This window comes from Pseudomonas sp. PDM09 (genome assembly GCF_014852305.1).
Lineage (GTDB): Bacteria > Pseudomonadota > Gammaproteobacteria > Pseudomonadales > Pseudomonadaceae > Aquipseudomonas.
The window spans coordinates 1-19,069 of the sequence record NZ_JACVBI010000003.1; the positions used below are offsets into that span (position 1 = coordinate 1).

16 protein-coding genes are annotated in these 19,069 nt (G+C 60.0%); 5 read left to right on the top strand and 11 right to left on the bottom strand.

Annotated features, from left to right (window positions below; genetic code table 11):
* Positions 1–76: 76 nt before the first annotated feature.
* Positions 77–820: a phosphatase PAP2 family protein gene (locus IB250_RS08750; protein WP_192343816.1), complete on the bottom strand. Its 744-nt coding sequence runs from the start codon at positions 818–820 to the stop codon at positions 77–79.
* A 217-nt stretch (positions 821–1,037) separates the two neighbouring features.
* On the opposite strand from IB250_RS08750, the gene colR reads away from it, so the two are divergent.
* The 5 genes from colR (at position 1,038) to IB250_RS08775 (ending at position 4,756) form a co-directional block, all read left to right on the top strand.
* A complete protein-coding gene (colR, locus tag IB250_RS08755) occupies positions 1,038–1,721 on the top strand; it encodes a two-component system response regulator ColR (protein WP_008069526.1) in 684 nt (227 codons plus the stop codon).
* Complete coding sequence (locus IB250_RS08760) at positions 1,711–2,991, top strand: sensor histidine kinase (protein ID WP_192343817.1); 1,281 nt, start codon at positions 1,711–1,713, stop codon at positions 2,989–2,991. The genes colR and IB250_RS08760 overlap by 11 nt, the downstream gene beginning before the upstream one ends.
* A 148-nt stretch (positions 2,992–3,139) precedes the next feature.
* Positions 3,140–3,808, top strand: a complete 669-nt coding sequence (locus IB250_RS08765; RefSeq protein WP_192344144.1) for a class I SAM-dependent methyltransferase — start codon at positions 3,140–3,142, stop codon at positions 3,806–3,808.
* Between the two features lie 4 nt (positions 3,809–3,812).
* On the top strand, positions 3,813–4,526 hold the full coding sequence (locus IB250_RS08770) for a lipopolysaccharide kinase InaA family protein (protein WP_123500735.1): 714 nt from the start codon (positions 3,813–3,815) through the stop codon (positions 4,524–4,526).
* Between the two features lie 2 nt (positions 4,527–4,528).
* Positions 4,529–4,756, top strand: a complete 228-nt coding sequence (locus tag IB250_RS08775; RefSeq protein ID WP_026331876.1) for a hypothetical protein — start codon at positions 4,529–4,531, stop codon at positions 4,754–4,756.
* 177 nt (positions 4,757–4,933) lie between these two features.
* Here IB250_RS08775 and IB250_RS08780 read toward each other — a convergent pair whose 3' ends face one another.
* The 10 genes from IB250_RS08780 to IB250_RS08825 all read right to left on the bottom strand — a co-directional run bounded on the left by IB250_RS08780 (position 4,934) and on the right by IB250_RS08825 (position 19,060).
* Positions 4,934–7,972, bottom strand: a complete 3,039-nt coding sequence (locus IB250_RS08780; protein WP_192343818.1) for a multidrug efflux RND transporter permease subunit — start codon at positions 7,970–7,972, stop codon at positions 4,934–4,936.
* 13 nt (positions 7,973–7,985) lie between these two features.
* Positions 7,986–9,134 (bottom strand): efflux RND transporter periplasmic adaptor subunit, encoded by a 1,149-nt coding sequence (locus IB250_RS08785; protein WP_192343819.1) that lies wholly within the window; start codon positions 9,132–9,134, stop codon positions 7,986–7,988.
* A 225-nt stretch (positions 9,135–9,359) separates the two neighbouring features.
* Positions 9,360–10,460: a DUF1513 domain-containing protein gene (locus IB250_RS08790; protein ID WP_192343820.1), complete on the bottom strand. Its 1,101-nt coding sequence runs from the start codon at positions 10,458–10,460 to the stop codon at positions 9,360–9,362.
* Between the two features lie 14 nt (positions 10,461–10,474).
* Positions 10,475–11,539 carry an imelysin family protein gene (locus IB250_RS08795; protein ID WP_192343821.1) on the bottom strand — a complete coding sequence of 355 codons (1,065 nt, stop codon included), beginning with the start codon at positions 11,537–11,539 and terminating at the stop codon, positions 10,475–10,477.
* A 27-nt stretch (positions 11,540–11,566) separates the two neighbouring features.
* Entirely contained in the window at positions 11,567–12,994 is a 1,428-nt protein-coding gene (locus tag IB250_RS08800) for a di-heme oxidoredictase family protein (RefSeq protein WP_192343822.1), read from the bottom strand.
* Positions 12,995–13,264: 270 nt separating this feature from the next.
* Complete coding sequence (locus IB250_RS08805) at positions 13,265–14,608, bottom strand: imelysin family protein (RefSeq protein WP_123500723.1); 1,344 nt, start codon at positions 14,606–14,608, stop codon at positions 13,265–13,267.
* Between the two features lie 236 nt (positions 14,609–14,844).
* Positions 14,845–16,893, bottom strand: coding sequence for a putative bifunctional diguanylate cyclase/phosphodiesterase (locus IB250_RS08810; RefSeq protein ID WP_008069547.1), 2,049 nt, complete (start codon positions 16,891–16,893; stop codon positions 14,845–14,847).
* A gap of 383 nt (positions 16,894–17,276) precedes the next feature.
* Positions 17,277–17,873: a superoxide dismutase gene (locus tag IB250_RS08815; RefSeq protein ID WP_007898423.1), complete on the bottom strand. Its 597-nt coding sequence runs from the start codon at positions 17,871–17,873 to the stop codon at positions 17,277–17,279.
* Positions 17,874–18,049: 176 nt separating this feature from the next.
* Positions 18,050–18,652 carry a LysE/ArgO family amino acid transporter gene (locus tag IB250_RS08820; protein WP_192343823.1) on the bottom strand — a complete coding sequence of 201 codons (603 nt, stop codon included), beginning with the start codon at positions 18,650–18,652 and terminating at the stop codon, positions 18,050–18,052.
* Between the two features lie 6 nt (positions 18,653–18,658).
* Positions 18,659–19,060: an ACT domain-containing protein gene (locus IB250_RS08825; protein WP_192343824.1), complete on the bottom strand. Its 402-nt coding sequence runs from the start codon at positions 19,058–19,060 to the stop codon at positions 18,659–18,661.
* Positions 19,061–19,069 lie beyond the last annotated feature (9 nt).

Below are 19,069 nucleotides of genomic sequence, written 5' to 3' on the forward strand. Positions count from 1 at the left end.
GTGTGTCAGTCACCATCAATACTGACTGACACACCGCCTTCGCGAGCAAGCCCGCTCCCACATTTAGATCTGTGTATCAGGCGCTGACGGGTTGTGCCTTGGTGACTAGCTCAGCTTTGGAAGCTGGTTGATAAAGAATGTAGTAATACGCCCCCAAACAAATCAACCAGCAGAAAATCGCCGTCCACACGTTGTGCGAAAAGAAGTGCGCCCCCTGCATCATCCGGCTGATGGAAAACACCGAACCCAACGTGAAGGCAAAGACGAATGCCTTGCGCGCCAGCCTCGGACGACGGTCGCGCAATACAAAGAACAGCGCAAACAATGTGAAGCCAGTCGCCGCATGACCACCCGGCCAGCAGCGGCCCGGCTTGTCGGTGTGTGGACGAGGGCTGAGCAGTTCGCTGTAGGTTTCGTGCCCGCCGAATTGCTCCAGGCTCCATGGGCATTGCACCGCCGTCACCGCTTTGACCGGGGTGACAAACGAGGTTGCCAGTGCCAGAGACAACACCAGGCAACCCAGCTCACGTTTGAATGGTTTGAGCCTGTCCATGAAAAAGGAACCGATGAAGCCCAGAATGGCGAACACCGAAAAGGCGATGACCACTTGCTTGGCCCGGTCATGCAGGATGTTTTCCAGGAAGTAACTGTGCCGCCCGATGAACTCGCCGGCGACCGGGTCATAAAACAGCCGGGCAAGGTCCATGTCCAGGGAGGTCAGTTCGAGCAACAGCAGGGTGATCGCCGCAATGGCGGGCACTCCCAGGCATAGCCAGGCATTCAGTGGCCTGGAAGCGGGGCGGGCAGCGGTCGAAGCCATGGCAATTCCTTGGTGAGTGAAATGTTCTGAAGAGCGCAACCGCGGGAGTCTGAACACGCCTCTGTCGTCAGCCTGTGAATCGATGGTGAAAAACTTGTTAAGGCCGTTTCAGGTTTTTTTTGTCGGATTTACCCCTGCACGCCACCCTATCCCTGAGCCACACTTGGCCTTAAGCTGCGCGCCAAGACAGCCGTTACTGTGTACGGAGGAGGTGCCGATGCGAATTCTATTGGTTGAAGACAACCGCGATATCCTGGCCAATCTGGCCGATTATCTGGGGCTCAAGGGTTACACCGTGGATTGCGCGCAGGACGGTTTGTCGGGCCTGCACCTGGCGGCCACCGAGCATTACGATTTGATCGTGCTCGACATCATGCTGCCCGGCATCGACGGCTACACCCTGTGCAAACGTCTGCGCGAGGACGCCCGCCGCGACACGCCAGTGATCATGCTCACTGCCCGCGATCAACTGGATGACCGTTTGCAAGGCTTCAAATCCGGTGCAGACGACTATTTGATCAAACCCTTTGCCCTGTCCGAACTCGCCGCACGGATCGAGGCGGTCATGCGCCGTGCCCAAGGGGGCGGTCGCCGTGCCTTGCAGGTAGGCGATCTGAGCTACGACCTCGATACCCTGGAAGTGACGCGCGAAGGCCGCCTGTTGAAACTCAACCCGGTGGGCCTGAAGCTGCTGGCTGTGTTGATGCAGAAAAGCCCCCATGTGTTACGCCGCGAGGTCCTCGAAGAAGCCCTGTGGGGCGATGACTGCCCGGACAGCGACAGCCTGCGCAGCCACGTCCATCAACTGCGTCAGGTGATCGACAAGCCGTTCGACAAGCCCTTGCTGCACACGGTGCATGGCGTCGGTTATCGCTTGGCCGAGGGCCGTGATGGAGTTTAAACAGAGCCTTGCGCAACGGATCATCATCGCCTTTGCGTTGATGAGCGCGCTGGTGGCGGGAGCCTTCGCCATGGGCATTGTGGCGACCGTGCACCTGGTGGAAGAGAAACTGATTTCGGCAGGTCTGGGCGGCGATTTGCAACGCCTGCTGCTGATGGACAGCGTGTCGGACTGGAGCCACCGTCCCGAGCCGGACCAGCTGTTCTATTTCAGCGGCGGCCCGGGCGACTTCGAATTACCCAAGGATTTGCGGCACCTGGACTCAGGCTTTCATGAAGTCTTTCGCGAGCAGCTGTCATATCACGCGATGGTCGAAATCGTTGACGGTCGGCGTTACGTGCTGATGCAGGACCAGAGCGATTTCGAAGAGCGTGAGCGGGTGCTGTTTGCCGTGGTGCTGGTGGGTTTCGTACTGAGCCTGGCATTGGCGGTATTTCTGGGCTGGGTGCTGGCACGCAAGGTCATGGCGCCAGTGGTGCGTCTGGCCCGTCAGGTGCGTCATCGCGATCAACTGCTAGGGCTGGCGCCGCCACTGGCGCCGGACTATGCCGCCGATGAAGTGGGCGAGCTGGCCGTGGCCTTCGACGCCACCCTTGGGCGCTTGCGTCAAGCATTGACCCGTGAGCGATTGTTCACCAGTGACGTCAGCCACGAGCTGCGCACGCCGTTGATGGTGTTGGCCAGTTCCTGTGAACTGTTGCTGGAAAACCCTGGCATCGATCAGCGCGGCCGTGCTCAGGTGGAGCGAATTGCCCGTGCGTGTGCCGAGATGCGCGAGCTGGTGCAAACCTTCCTCATGCTGGCTCGCGCTCAACATGAAGACGCCAGCATGGCTCCCCAGCAGACCCTGAGCCAAGTGGCCGACGGGCTACTTTCTCAATGGCGCGATCCGATCGAAGCCAAGGGCCTGACGCTGAACTTTGAGCCGGGCAATCCGCCGGACACCCGCTATAACGCGACCCTTTTGCATGCGGTGATGGGCAACCTGTTGCGTAATGCGCTGCATTACACCGAGCACGGTTACATTCGCCTCGCCCTGACGGATACAGGGTTCGTGGTCGAGGACAGTGGAGTCGGCATTCCCGAGGAAAAACGCGAGGCGATGTTCGAGCCTTTCGTACGCGGCAACGAGAAACGCGGCGAGGGCCTGGGGTTAGGGCTATCGCTGGTGCAACGGATTTGCGAGAACCAGGGCTGGAACGTCAGCCTGACCAACATGGAACCCAATGGTTGCCGCTTTCAGGTGGATTTGAGTCCGTCTTTGATCTGAAGGAAAAACGAAAAGATCCTGAATTGGCCCTGTAAAACCCTGAAATAATTCCGGGTTTTACATGACAATTTTTTCACAAAGGCACGACCTGACACTGACACGACGCTACCTAAGGTGGTGGTCATCAGAAGTTCAGGAGACTGCAGTGATGGCTGGTCCGATCAAACTCGATTTTTCCGAAAAGTACGACGATCAACACGCCCAGAAATATTTGCGCAAGCATCAGGAGGAGCTCGGCCGCCGACTGTCCCACTGGCGTGACGAACAATTGGCGCGAAAAGCGCTGACGCTGGCCGGTGAGCCAGGATTGGTTCTCGATTTACCGTGCGGCGCGGGGCGTTTCTGGCCGCTGCTGGCGGAAAAACACAACCGCGTCATCATCGGGGCCGACAACTCGGAGTCCATGTTGAAGACTGCCATGCAGGCGCAACCCGCCGACGTGGTGAAACGGGTACAACCCTTGCACACTTCTGCATTCGACATTGCCTTGCCCGATAACGCCGTCGACAGCATTTTCTGCATGCGCTTGCTTCATCACATCGGTGAAGCTGAGCATCGACTGGCCATCCTGCGCGAATTCGAGCGCGTCACCCGCGACAGCGTGATTGTTTCGTTGTGGGTAGACGGCAATTTCAAGGCCTGGAAACGCAAGCGCGCGGAGAAACGACGTAGTCAGGAGGGTTACCAGAATCGATTTGTGTTACCGGCCGCCACGGTTGAAAAGGAATTCGAGCAGGCGGGTTTTCGGATCCAGGAACATTTGGATTTTTTACCGCTCTACGCCATGTGGCGGGTATACGTATTACGCAAGAGGTAACAAGATGGCAATGCAATGGGCAGCACAAACAGAAGTGGCTTCTCAGGACCGCTTCGACTACTTCTGGAACCTGCGCGGTGAATGGGTAGAAGAACCCAACGTCCGTCGCGGTGGCGAAAGTGGCGTGCAGCGCGTTAGGGGCAGTGATGGACAGTTGCTCTACACCAAGCGTCAAACCGGGCATATCTATCGCAGTGCGTTACACCCGTTCGGCCGACCGACGGTGTTGCGCGAACGCGATGCGCTCATTGGCCTGCGTCTGCTCAACGTTCGTGTTCCGGAAATCGTTTTTTGCGGGGCGCAGCGCGATCCCATGCACAAATGGCGCGCACTGCTGGTTACCAAGGCCCTGGATGGCTTCGGGGAAATCCAACACTGGTACGCGGGTGGCGGTCGCGAGCGTTACGGTGAGGCGGTGCACGATCGCGTGTTGAAGGATCTGGCCGACAACCTGGCCCGCATGCACAAGGGCCGTTGGCAACACAGCTGTATCTACATCAAGCATGTATTCGTGAGGGTCACCGGCGAAGGCGAGTCAGCCAAGGTCGAGGTGGCGTTGATCGATCTGGAAAAATGTCGGCAGCGCTTGACCCCCCATCAAGCGGCGGCCCATGACCTGAAGCAACTGCGTCGCCACTCGTCGTTCAGCGATACGGACTGGAAAAAACTCGTCTATTTTTATGAGACGGCGTTTGGCAGCGCTATCAAAGGCTTATAACAATGAAACTCGAAATTGCACGAGGTTTGTTTTTAGCCGGAGCCTTGGCAGTTGCTTCATTGGCGGTGGCGGCCTGGGAGCAACCCCGCACGCAAGTCCTCAGCTCCGTGCACGGTGACGCGCATTGTCCGTTGCCCCGGGTTGCCAAGGCACCCGTGGCCACTCAACCCGATCATGACTTGTTACTGTTCATGTTCGGACTTTCTCAGGGACTGAGGCCACAGAGTTGAACAGATTGAAGCCCAAATAAAAGGCCTCGCAGTTGCGAGGCCTTTTTTGTATCCGATCGTTCAATGTGGGAGCGGGCTTGCTCGCGAATACGGTCTGACATTCACTAGTGATGACGACTGACACACCGCCTTCGCGAGCAAGCCCGCTCCCACTTTGGTTCTGCATCGCCCACAGGGTTATGGGTGTTTTTCAGGTTTATCGGGCTTGGCCAGCAACGTGTAGATGCACGGCAACACAAACAACGTGAACAGCGTCCCGATCGACATCCCCGTCGCGATCACCGTGCCGATGTCGAACCGGCTGACCGCACCCGCGCCCGTGGCGATGATCAACGGCACCATGCCGAACACCATCGCCGCCGTGGTCATCAATACCGGACGCAGACGAATGGCCGCCGCTTCCTCCACCGCTTCGCGAGGCGACAGGCCCTTCTCCTTGCGTAGCTGGTTGGCGAACTCGACGATCAGGATTCCGTGCTTGCTGATCAGCCCGATCAACGTCACCAATCCCACCTGGGTATAGATGTTCATGCTCGACCAGCCAAGGAACAGCGGGATCAACGCGCCACAGATCGACAGCGGCACGGTGACCAGAATCACCAGTGGGTCGCGGAAGCTTTCGAACTGGGCTGCCAGCACCAGGAAGATGATCGCCAGCGCCAGGGCGAAGGTGACCCACAGCGCGCTGCCTTCCTGAACGTATTGCCGTGATGCGCCGGCATAGTCGACGGCGTAACCCGCCGGAGCTTCTTCTCGAGCGATCTGGCGCACGGTATCGATGGCTTCACCCATGCTGACCAGCGGGACCCCGGAAAGAATTGCCGAGTTGAGTTGCTGGAACTGGTTCAACTGACGCGGTCGCGCCCGGTCGGTCACGGTGATCAGGGTCGACAGGGGCAGCAATTCGCCCTTGGTGTTCTTGACGTAATAATGGTTCAGCCAGTCGGGGTTATCCCGGAAGGGCCGTTCCACCTGCGCAATGACTTTATAGCTGCGACCTTCGATGGTGAAACGGTTGATCTCCGCTTCACCCAGCAACGTTGCGAGGGTGCCGCCCAGGTCCTGCATCGACACACCCATTTGTGCAGCCTTGGCGCGATCGATATCCACCACGACTTCGGGTTTGTCGAAGGCCAGGTCGACGTCGACGAAGGCGAATTTGCCGGACTCCATCGCCCTTTTTTTCACCCGGTCCGTCACTTCCAGCAATGACTCGTAGGTGTTGGCCGAGTTGATCACGAATTGAAACGGCAAGCCTTCGCCGGTACCCGGCAGGGAAGGCAGGTTGAAGCCGAAGATTTGTAACCCGGGGATGCTCTCCAGCTTGCTTTGGACCTCGGGGAGGATCTGCATCTGGGTCCGGTCGCGTTCGTTCCAGGGTTTGAGCAGGAAGCCGCCGATCCCCGATTGCACGCCGTTGAAGCCGTTGATCTGGAACGAGGAGTAGTACTCGGGGAACTCCTTGAAAATCGCGAGGAACTCGTCGGTGTAGGTGTTCAAGTAGTCGAGGTTGGCCGGCTGCGGGGCACTGGCCATCATGAAGATGACGCCCTGGTCCTCGTCCGGCGCCAGTTCCGATTGGGTGAATTTGAGCAGGACCGGAATCAGGCAGAGCACGATCACCGCGAACACCAGCACCACCGGCCGGGTATTGAGGGTGCCATGAAGCACACTCTGGTAGCGGCGCTTGAGGCCTTCGAAGATCACGTCCAGGCGATGGGCCAGGCCGGTAGGGTTTTCATCGTGGCGCAGCAGCAGGGCGCACATCATCGGCGACAGCGTCAGGGCAACGACGCCGGAGATCACCACCGCCCCGGCCAGGGTCAGGGCGAACTCCTTGAACAGCGCTCCCGTCAGGCCGGTCAGGAAGCCGATCGGCGCATAGACCGCCGCCAGGGTAATGGTCATCGACACCACCGGCATGGCGATTTCCGCAGCGCCTTCAAGCGCGGCATCCAGCGGTGTCTTGCCTTCTTCAATGTGCCGATGGATGTTCTCCACCACCACGATGGCATCGTCCACCACCAGCCCGATGGCCAATACCATCGCCAGCAAGGTCAGCAGGTTGATCGAGTAGCCCATCATCTGCATGAAGAACATCACGCCGATCATCGACAGCGGAATGGTGACCACCGGGATCACCACCGAGCGCAGGGCGCCGAGGAACAGGAACACCACCACGATCACGATCAGCACCGCTTCGAACAGGGTTTTCACCACTTCGTCGATAGACGCTTGAATGAACAGCGTGGCGTCGTAGGCGATTTCACCTTTCAGGTTCGGCGGCAACTGGGCTTCCAGCTCCGGCATGATCTTGCGCACTTCCCTGATCACATCCAGCGGGTTGGCGCCTGGCGTAGCCTTGATACCGATGTACACCGAGGGCGTGCCGCCAAAAGAGCTGATGGTGTTGTAGTTCTCCGCGCCCATCTCGACCCGCGCCACGTCCCGTAACAGCACGCGGCTGTCGCCATCGACCTTGAGCGGAATCGCGCCGAAAGCTTCGGCGGATTTGAGTTCGGTGTTGGCGTTGATGCTGGTGACCACATACTCGCCTTTCACTTCGCCGGCGGCGGAGAGGAAGTTGTACTGGCGCACGGCGTTGGTCACATCGCTGGCGCTCAGGCCGTAACCGGCGAGTTTCACCGGGTCCAGCCAGAGGCGCATGGCGAATACCTGGTTGCCAAGAATCTCGGCTTCGGCCATGCCCGGCAGGGTCGCCAGTTTCGGCTGGATGACCCGTGACAGGTAATCGGTGATCTGCGGATTGCTCAGTTCGTCGCTGAAGAAGCTGATGTACATCAACGCCGAAGCGTCGGCGGCTTCCTTGCTCAGCACCGGGTCTTCGGCGTCCTGGGGCAGCTGGTTCTTCACCTCGTTGGCCTTGGCCAGCAGTTCGGTGAACAAGCGGTCGCTATTGGAACCGATGCGCGCGTAGATCGAGATCACCGAGAAGTTCTGGCGACTGACCGAGGTCATGTAGTCGATGCCTTCGGCGCTGGCCAGGCTCTGCTGCATCGGTTGGGTGATGTAACCCTGGATGGTTTCGGCGTTTGCCCCGGGGTAAGCGGTGGTCACCGTGATCAGGGCGTTTTCCATTTGCGGGTATTGGCGCAGTGGTAACTTGCTCCAGGCCTGGAAGCCCAGCAGCACAATCAACAGGCTGACCACGGTGGCGAGCACCGGGCGGCGGATGAACGGGTCGGTAAAAGCCATGGGGATTCCTTGATCAGTCAGCGTGCGGCTGACTGCTCTTCTCGGCTAGGGTCTTGTCGTCGCTGATGGCAATGTGTGCGCCGTGGTCCAGTTTGATCTGGCCCCCCGTGACCACTTTTTCGCCGTTCTGCACGCCTTTGGTGATCATGACCATCCCGTCGCGGCGCTCGCCGGTTTCGATGAAGCGCCGCTCGGCGATCAAAATCGGCTCGCCCTTGTCGTCTTTTTCGAGGCTGCCGTCTTCGGCCTTTTTCTGCGCGACGACGTACAGCGAGTTGCCATAAAGGGTGTAGGTGATTGCGCTTTCCGGCACGACGATGCGTGGTTGCGGATCGGGCAACATCACCTGCAGGCTGGCGAACATCCCCGGTAGCAGTTTGTCATCGGGGTTGGCCAGGGTTGCGCGCACCAGCACGTTGCGGGTACTGCTCTCGACCTTCGGGTTGATCGCGCTGATAGTGCCGGGGAAACTCTCTGTCGGGTAGGCTGAGACAATGACTTGTACCGGTTGGCCGAGGGCTATTTTCGGCACCGATTGTTCGGGCACAAAGAAATCGACGTAGAGGCTGCTGATGTCTTGCAGGGTGGCGATCATCGTGCCGCTGGCCACGTAGTCGCCGACGTCTACCTGACGAATGCCGATGGTGCCGCTGAACGGGGCGAGGATGCGTTTTCTCTCCAGTGCCGCCTTGAGCTGATTGACGGTGGCACGGCTCTTTTGCAACACCGCCGAGAGTCGGTCGAACTCGCCTTTGGAAATGGCCTGGCTGCCCACCAATTGGCTACCGCGACCGTAATCCAGTTGCGCCAGTCCCAGGTCGGCTTGAGCGGTTGCCAGCAAGGCCGTTTCAACGGCAGTGTCGAGTTGCAGGATCGGCTGACCGGCCTTGACCTTCTGCCCCGACTCGAACTGCACCTCCTTGACGGTGCCGGCGATCTCCAGGCTCAGGTCGACCCCTTGCAGCGCCGTGAGGGTGCCGACCGTTGGCAAACGGCTTTGCCACGGACGTTCGGTGGCGGTGGCCACGGCGACACTTATCGGCGGTTTCGGCGCGGAGAAGCCTTGCATCATCGTGTAGATGGAGAAGGCTTTGTAACCGGCCAGGGCCAGCACGATTAGCAGGACAACACCCAACATGATCAGCATGCGGCGACGCAGCATATTTCCATTTCCTTGGAGAAAATCAGGTGAGACAGGCGGGAACATTACTCCCACTGCGAAGGGGATTCCAACTGTAGCAGCTGCCGAAGGCTGCGTTCGGCTGCGAAGCAGACGCAAATTCTGACGCCTTGGTGTTCCTGACACACCGCGGTGCTGATTTCACGACTGCTTCGCAGCCGAACGCAGCCTTCGGCAGCTGCTACAAGGCTGCGATCTTTCAGGTGTTTACGCCATCAGATGCAGATGGTTGTCCCAGAGCCCCGCAGGTAACTCCAGAGGTTTTGCGACAAGGGTTGTCTGGCGGCAATCGTAGTACCGGCAGCGTCCTTGACCAGAGGTCACGACAAAACCATCAGCCACGGCCCCGACACCGGCGCAGTCGGGAAGTGGCGCATCCAGGCGCACTTCACCACTGTCCAGGTCCCAGATAAAAAAGCGGTTGCCCCGCGGCGCGGTCAGGGCGACCAGACGCAGTTCGCTGTGTACGGCGACGCTGGCGGTGTAATGCCCCATGGCCTGCAACTGATGCTCGGGGACCGGGAACGCCACGAACGGTTGGCCGGGCCGCTTGATCGCCAGCAGCTCCGATGACTCGTGGGCATCGCCCATGAACTGCTGGCCGGCGACGATGGTGCCGTCACTGGCGACGCCCAAGTGCCGCACGCTGTTCATCTGCTGGGCCAGTGTTTCCTTGCTCAACAAAGTGCCATCGCGCTGCATCAACACCAGGCTCGGCTCCATCGCGTTGAGGTTCATCTCGACCCGGCTTTCGGCCTCGGTGCGAATGCCGCCGTTGGCCACAATCAGCGTCTCGCCATCGGGCATCCACGACACCTGATGCGGGCCCACGCCATGGGTGGAAAGCTCGCCACTGTGCACCAGCCGCTCACCTTCGAATTTATACACACCGAGCAGGCCTCGGCCCGGATCGGAGGTGTCGTTCTCGGTGGCGTACAGCCAGTCGCCGCTCTGGTGAATCACTGCGTGACCGTAAAAGTGCCGGTTTGGCTGCGAGACCACGGTTTGCAGCAGCGTGCCGTCGCGCAGGTCGATCAGGTAACTCTCGGTGCCCGGACGCCGAGCGACGAACAGCGCTATCGGCCGCGTCGGGTGGTTGATGATGTCGTGGCAACGCTGGCCGACCTGGGTGGCAAACACCCGGGTGCCATCCAGCCGATAACCGACGGCGTAATGCTTGCCGTCAACGTCGTCCCGCGCCGAGAGCAACAGCGGGCTTTTGTCCTTTTGCTTGAACAGCGTCCAGCCGCCCAGTGTCACCGCACCCAGCAGCAAACTCCCTAACGTCAGAGCCTGGCGTCGCAGCATGGCACTTGCCCTCATCAGTCACCGTCGTTGGCGTTGAAGCCCAGTTGGATGCCCAGCGCCTTGGCCAGTTCGCCTTCGTGCAGGCGATGGACAACGTTGAGGCTGTCGTAGATGGCGTTGAGCTGCTGGCGCCCGGCATCGTCGGTGAGCATGTCGGTGAGCGAGCGTTGGTTGCTGGCGAACAGTTTCAGGGACGTTGCATAGGCTGCGTCGATCTTGTCGGCCAAGGGTTTCTGCTCGCTCGGCAACAGACCGCGCAGGCCTTTGTTGTCGACACCGACCCAAACGTTTTGCGCCGCGCTCAGGCTTGCTTGCAGGCCTTGCAGCGACGATTGGCTACGCCAGGCATCGGCCTGGAACGGCTGTGGCGTGCCCTTGCTCTGGCGACCCATCGGCGTGCCGAGTTTTTTCTTCAGGGTGTCCAGCGCGGTGACCTGCACGCGCAGCAGATCGGCGATCGCTTCGTGGGAGTCGGCGTAGCGCTGGTTCGGGAATTTGCTCATCTGCGCGAGCATGCCGTCGTTGGTGTTCCAGCGCGACAGGATCTCTTCGGCCAGTTGCTTCTGACGTTCGCCAATGGCGGTCAACAGCGGGCAGTATCTGGCTTTCTGAGCGCTGTCGGCCATGTCGATCTTGCTGTCGAACAGAATGTATTCATAGGCCGAGAGCCCCTGAACCACAACGCTGGACTTGGTCAGGGCGGCGGCATCGATCTGTGGCTGCGCGGTGACCAGTTGCTCGACCTGACGGCCCACGAGGTTCTTTTTGTCCGGCCAGAACTGCACCTGCCACGAACGGTTGCCCTCGGCCAACGGCCCGATCAGCAGCGGTTGCAACTCGGCCCAGGCTTTCTGCGCGTGCAGGAAGTCGGCGCGGGCGGTTTCGAGGTTTTCCTTGCCTTGGCAGAACGCCAGGGCGCTGACCGCCAATTGACGGTCGGCTTCGACCCAGCGGCTGTAGGTTGGCAGGATCACTTGCTTGGCGATGGCCGCTGACGTGACCGCTTGCGGGTCCTGAGGCGAACAGGCGCCCAAGGCGAGGGCGGCAAGGCTGGTGAACAACAATTTGGGACGGAACATGTCGGGCTCCCGCTGAAGGAAAACGTATTAAAGGGAATTCAAAAACGCCAGCAATGCAGCGCGCTGCTCGGCATTGAAAGACAAAACCTGTTGCTGCGCCGCCTGTGCCTCGCCGCCATGCCAGAGCACGGCTTCGAGCAGGTTGCGGGCGCGACCGTCATGCAAAAATTGGCTGTGGCCGCTGACCGCTTGTGTCAGGCCTATGCCCCACAACGGCGGGGTGCGCCAGTCGCGGCCGCTGGCCTGGAACTCGGTGCGGTTGTCGGCCAGGCCGTCGCCCATGTCATGCAGCAGCAGGTCGCTGTAAGGGCGAATCACTTGATTGGCCAATTCAGGTTCCGCGGCGTTGGCGGCGGTGGTGTATTTCGGGGTGTGGCAGGACTGGCATCCCGCCTGGAAAAACAGATTCTTGCCGGCCAGCACTTGCGGCGCGCCGACATCGCGACGGGCCGGTACCGCGAGGTTACGGCTGTAGAACAGCACCAGACGCAGGATGTTATCGCTGACTTCCGGCTCGCCATCCGGGCCATTGCCGTTGGGCGCCTGCTTGCAAGCGGTTTGCGGGTCGGTGCAGTCATCAACGGATCTCAGGCTAGTCGTGAGGCCCATATCACCAGAGAACGCGTGAACGTTTTGTTGATTGAGGTTCGGTTGCCCGGCCTTCCAGCCAAATCGCCCGAGGACGGTTTTCTGCTGCGCGTCGTCCCAGACCCGGTTCGGTCGTCCGGCGATGCCGTTCTTCTCCCGAGCCTGGGCCTCGGCGTTAGCCAGGATGGCCTCGTCGGGAATCGCCTCAAGCAAGCCCAGGCCAATCATCGGCGGTGCGATGCGCGCCGAGAAACGCGTGTCGGGGTGCATCGGGCCGTAGCCGAGTTGCGTGATCTGCAGGGTCGGCTTACGCAACTCGATTTCGCTGCCGTCCTTGAACCGCACCGGGACCGCTATGTAATCGACGCGCACCTTGCCTTCCGGGACGACGCCGGGCACCGACATGTCCTGGAACTGCCCGCCGTAGACCGGCTCCGGAACCACACCCAGTTGTTCGATGACTTTGGCATAAGCCGGCGCATCAGGGATCGACAGACGCACCAGCATCGACACCGCATTCGGTGCATCGGGCGCGGGCGGGTGACCGCGCCCGTCCTTGATGTGGCAGTTCTGGCAGGCGTTGGTATTGAACAACGGGCCAAGGCCATCGCGGGCGGTGGTGGTCGACGGCGCGATCACCCAAGGGCTGCGAAAGAAACTGTTACCGACGCTGAAATCGACGCGCCGTGACGGCGGCAGATTGGCGGACGGCAGGGAGAATGCGTTCTGATCGGTCTTGCGCACCGTTGCGCTGCCGCCGGAGCGGGCTTCACCGGGTTCGGCCTGGGTGAAACGCGGGGCGTCATCGCAGGCACTCAGGCCCAGGGCCAGCAACAGAGCGGACAAGCGAAGAGGCAGCGAGGGCATCGGACATCCTGCAAGACGAGCAAAACAAGGGCGCAAAGTCTAACAGGGCAGGGGAGTTTGAATAAGAGGAATTATCGTTTGGTTGATGTGGGGCAATAACTCTCAGCGCAATCCAATGTGGGAGCGGGCTTGCTCGCGAAGGCGGTGTGTCAGGCAACATTGACGTCGACTGATACTCCCTCTTCGCGAGCAAGCCCGCTCCCACATTTTGATCTGCGTCTGGGCTAACAAAAAAGGCGACCCGAAGGTCGCCTTTGTAGCCAGCGTTGATCAGAACTCGTGATCAGCGTTGTCCGGGTTCAGGTCGCTGATGCCCAGTTTGCCGGCGGCCGCTTCGATCGAACCGGTCTGCTTGACCAGCGAGGCGATGGCGTCACGCACGATCTGGTTGCCAGCAGTGTTACCGGCAGCGATCAGTTGGTCGTAGTGCTCACCCTTGTTGGCGTGATCGACCATGACCTGAAGCTTGGCTTCGGTGGTAGCCAGGTCGGCTTTCAGGGCGGTGTCGGCTGCCGGGTCGGCTTTGGCGACCAGCGACGACAGGCTGGCGCCGGTCATTTTGCTGCCATCGACGCGGGTGTATTCGCCCAGGTACACGTTACGCACGCCTTTGGCGTCGTAGAAGTGCGAGTTGTGGGTGTTGTCGCTGAAGCAATCTTGTTCGTCTTCCGGGGAGTTGGCTTCCAGGGAAACCTTCATGCGCTCGCCCGCCAGTTCGCCCAAGGACAGGCTGCCCATGCCGAACAGCATTTTGCGCAGGCCGGTTTCAGCCGGTTCCGCTTCCAGGGTGGCGCGGTAGTTGTCGGCCACGTTCGGCTTCCAGTTACCGACCATTTCTTGCAGGTCGTTGACCAGCAGTTGGGTCACGGACTTCAGGTAAGCGCGACGACGATCGTTGTGACCGCCGGTAGCGCCTTTGCCTTCCAGGTAGTCGGTAGCCGGACGGTTGCCGGCGCCAGGGCCGGTGCCGTTCAGGTCCTGACCCCAGAGCAGGAATTCGATGGCGTGGTAGCCGGTGGCGACGTTGGCCTCGGAACCGCCCAGCTCGTTCAGGCTGGCGAGTTTTTCCGGGGTGATGTCTTTCACGTCGACCTTGTCTTCGCCGACCTGAACTTTAGTGTTGGCGATGATGTTGGCGGTGGCGCCCGGGTTACCCAGTGCGTGTTCGTAGGATTTGTCGACGTAGTCGATCAGGCCTTCGTCCAGTGGCCAGGCGTTCACCTGACCTTCCCAGTCGTCGATGATGGTGTTGCCGAAGCGGAACACTTCGCTCTGCAGGTAAGGCACGCGGGCCGCGACCCAGGCAGCCTTGGCGGCTTTCAGGGTGTCGGCGTTCGGTTTGGCGAGGAATGCGTCGACGGCGGTTTGCAGGGTTTTCGCAGTGGATTCGGCATCGCTGTAAACGGCGAAGACGATGTCGGCGTAGTGCGCAACCACAGCCTTGGCGGCGGCTTCATCGACTTTACCGGTAGCAGCAGGCGCAGCCGGGGCAGCGGTGCTGGCGGCCGGGGTCGGCGCTTGTGGAGCGGCAGCCTTGTCTTTGCCTTCGCCGCAACCGGCGAGGGAAATAGCGATGGCCAGCAGACTGGCGGTGGCCAGAGGCATACGAATCATGGCGAACATCCTGCTTCGGTGATTGATGGACGCGCGAGGGGCGCGCAAAACTGCGACATAATGCAAATCTTTCGCATTCTGTGTAAAGGGTTGTTCCTGTAAATATTTCTTATTCACGCAAAGATGTGGGGCGCATTAAAAGATCGCAGCCTCGTTTCACTCGACAGCTCCTACAGAGGAACGCGGTCCACGTAGGAGCTGCCGAAGACTGCGATCTTTTCGCTATAAAGAAGAACTTACAAGATAGCCGCGTTACTGCGTTGGGCTTGCTTGAGGTAGGCGCTCAATTCCCGTGCCGGCAGCGGTTTGCTGTAGTGATAACCCTGACCTTCGTGGCAGCCTTCGGAGATGATGTAGGCCTCTTGCTCGGCGGTTTCCACGCCTTCGGCAATCACCTGCATGCCCAGGCTCTTGCCCAGCTGGATGATGGCCCGAACGATGGTCGCATCGTCGTCGTCATCGAGCAGGTCCTGAACGAAGCTCTTGTCGATCTTGATCTTGTCCAGCGGCAGGCTTTTCAGATAACTCAGTGATGAATAACCGGTGCCGAAGTCGTCGATGGCGATCAGTGCGCCGGAGCGACGCAGGCTCAACAAGTGCTGGGCGGCGGTGCTGATGTCTTCCATCAGGCCGGTTTCGGTGACTTCCAGTTCCAGGCTGCGCGGTGGCAGGCGGTACATCTGCAGCAGGTTATTGACCACCCGCGGCAACTCGGCGTGGTGCAATTGCACGGTGGACAGGTTCACCGCCATGCGCAGGTCGAACCCCTGATCGTGCCATTCGCGCAATTGTTTGCAGGCCTGATCCAGCACCCATTCGCCGATAGCGATGATGGTGCCGTTCTGCTCGGCCAGCGGAATGAACAGGTCCGGCGGCACCAGCCCGTGTTCGGGATGTTGCCAGCGAATCAACGCCTCGACGCCCACCACGCGATGATCGCGGTAGCTGATCTGCGGTTGATAAACCAGGTAGAACTGGTCGCGGATCAAGGCATCGCGCAAGTCTTTTTCCAGCTCGCGACGCCGCCGCATTTCCGTGTCGACGCTGGCGATATAGAACTGATAGCGGTTGCGCGAGCGAGTCTTGGCCAGGGTCATGGTCTGCTCGGCTTTTTGCAGCAACTTCTCGGTGCTGTCACCGTCCTCGGGGAACAGGGTGATGCCAATGGTGGCGCGCAGACGAATTTGCTGATGATCGAGGGCGAATGCCGCTTCCAGATCGTCAAGAATGCTTTGGGCCAGTTCGGCGGCTTCGTAGGGTTGTTCGATGTCGGCCTGGACCAGTGCGAACTGGTCGCCCCCCAAACGGGCGAGGGCGCCGAGGCGGCCGCTGTGGGCTCGCAGGCGATCGGCCAGGGCCAGCAGCAATTGGTCGCCGGCCTGATAGCTGAACTGTTCGTTGATGCCTTTGAAATCATCGAGCCCGACACACAGCACCGCGACCCGACGCTGCAATTTACCGGCGTCGACGAGGATCTTGTCCAGTTGTTGCTGCAATTGCTGGCGGTTCGGCAAACCGGTGAGGAAGTCGTACTGGGCCATGCGCAGCAGGCTGTTTTCCGCTTCGTGGCGCAGGTGGGTGTTGCGCTCGATGGATTCGAGCAACTGGTTGGCGGTGTTGATCCACACGCCCAACTCGTTCTTTTCATGACCCTTGAGCTGGGGAATCTTGTGGGCGCTGGGCCGGTCCGGGTTGATTTCGGTCAGGTGTTCGATAATCCGCGACAGCGGTTTGGTCAGCAGCCAGTGATAGACCAGATACAGCACCAGGGCCATGGCCATGGCGCGCAATACGCCAGAGATGAAGATGATCACGGAACTGACAATGAAGCCCTTGCCGTAGGTGGCGGTGTCGAGGGTAATGCTCAGGTCGCCGTAATACTCGCTGTAGGGCCCGCGGCCCACCAGTTGGGTGGTGAAGGTGCGTTCCTGGCCGAGGATCAGATCGGTAAGCCAGCGGCTGTTGGAGTGCTGCAATTCACGGGTTTTTTGCGCGAGCATGGCTTCGTGAGGGTGGCCGATGGAGGCCATGCGCACGGCGTCGTCCTGAAACAGGCCCTCGATCACCTGCATGCCCATTTCCCGGTCCAGACTGTAGACGGCCTGGGTCGAAGGGTCACGGAACATATCGAGGATGCGCTGGGCATCGCTGGCTACGGCCTGACGTGTTTTGTAGGCATCGAAAACGATCTGCGCGCAGCTCAAGACCACGCCGACGATCAATGCCGACAGGAGCACGACCCGGAGCAACTTCACCGACAAGCTGTTCTTGAGTTCCAGCTTCAAAGGGGTATTCCTTGTTCCGTGCGGGTAGCGTCAAGTTGCCATGAGTATTGGCAATCCCGTGAGGTCAGTCAAAGGGACAATCCAACCCAGGGGATTTTGCCGGTAGCTTGGCCGATAGGCTGTTGTTTGGAGTATTTGCCCTATTAGCACTGTGTCGGTTGTTGAGGCCCTCAACTTGAGGGGAGCGGGACAATTTTTCCTTGTGGTTGATGTTAGACGGCTGTGATGTGAGGGCAAGAGGGCGAATGCCACTCGTGTTGTGGGAATGTTCCCTCCAACTGTGGGAGCGAGGCTTGCCCGCGAAGGCGGCTGGAGGAATGTACCCATTTCCCCAGCCCATAAAAAAACCCGGCAGCAGCCGGGTTTTTTGACTGGCGCGAAGCTTAAGCGGTGAAGGTTTTGCCTTCGAACTGCTCAGCCACGAACTTCCAGTTGACCAGGTTCCAGAACGCTTCGACGTACTTCGGACGAAGGTTGCGGTAGTCGATGTAGTAAGCGTGTTCCCAGACGTCGCAGGTCAGCAGCGGGGTGTCGCCGCTGGTCAGCGGGTTGCCGGCGCCGATGGTGCTGGCCAGGGCCAGGGAACCGTCAGCCTTTTTCACCAGCCAGCCCCAACCGGAACCGAAGGTGCCGATGGAGGTTTTGCTGAACTCTTCCTTGAACTTGTCGAACGAACCGAACGCAGCGTTGATGGCATCAGCCAGCGCGCCGGTTGGTTGACCGCCGGCGTTTGGCGCCAGGCAGTTCCAGTAGAACGTGTGGTTCCAGACCTGAGCGGCGTTGTTGAAGATACCGCCCGAGGAAGTCTTGACGATTTCTTCCAGGGTCTTGCCTTCGAACTCGGTGCCTGGCACCAGGTTGTTCAGGTTCACGACATAGGTGTTGTGGTGCTTGTCGTGGTGGTACTGCAGAGTTTCCTCTGAGATGTGCGGCTGCAGGGCATCGTGTGCGTAAGGCAGCGGCGGCAATTCGAAAGCCATGATGATTCTCCTAATCAGGTCAGTTGCGGTGAGCGCAAGGCCGATCACGGGCGGCCAGACATGCGCCGGGGAGTTTGTACTCTTTGCGGCGCAGGGATCGGATCATAGCACCGGGGGTGCGGCATAACCACGCAACAACTGTGTGGAATAGAGGTTCCAGAGCCTTTTGGAATAAATCATGAAGCGATGATTAACTGGAACGCTACGGTGAACATCATGACGGCGACCAGCAGGTCGAGGATTCGCCAGGTGCTTGGCCTTGCCAGCCACGGCGCCAGCCATGCCGCGCCAAGGGCTAAAGTGAAAAACCACAGCAATGACGCACTGGCCGCGCCCACCACATAAGCACCCGGCTCGGTTTGTTGAGCGCCGAGGGAGCCGATCAGCAACACGGTGTCCAGATAAACGTGCGGGTTGAGCAACGTCACCGCCAACGCACTGAGCAGCACCGCCCGCAGTGAGCGTACCGCCTGATTTTCACCCTGTTGCAGGCTTTGTTTCGAGCAGGCCCGACGCAATGCCAGGCTGCCGTACCACAGCAAAAACGCCGCGCCTCCCCAGCGGGAGATGGCCAGCAGGGTCGGGTTTTGCGCCAGCACCGTCGCCAGGCCGAACACCCCGGCGGCCACCAGCAACGCATCGCAGGTCACGCAAAGTGCCGCCACCGGCAGGTGATGTTCACGACGAAGGCTCTGCGCCAGCACAAACGCATTCTGGGTGCCGATCGCCATGATCAGCCCCGCGGCCACCAACAGGCCGTTCACATAGCTTTGCCACATACGTTTTTACTCCGCGTTGGACGCCAGATCCCGCAGTACCTGCAGGGCGCGTTCGGCATCGGCCTGGCCGACGAACAAATGGTCGTGGTAATACCCGGCGATCACGTTGCAACTGATGCCGGCCTTGCCCAGTGCCGTGGCGAACGCGGCGGTCAGGCCGACGGCTTCTAGGGCCGAGTGCACGTTCAAGGTGATCCACGCGACGATGTAGTCGAAACTGAAACCGGCCTTCTCGGCGTGGGAACGTTCCAGAATCACCGTCAGGCCTTCCCGTTCTCGAAAGCTGCCGACAATCTCAAGGCCGGCGGGCAACTTGCCGTCGCGCAACGTGCAGAACACGTATTCGCCATCGTTGAGTTGCGGGCTCATGCTGCGCAGCAGGGTTGCCAATGACGTTTCGCCAGCCATGTCGGTGAT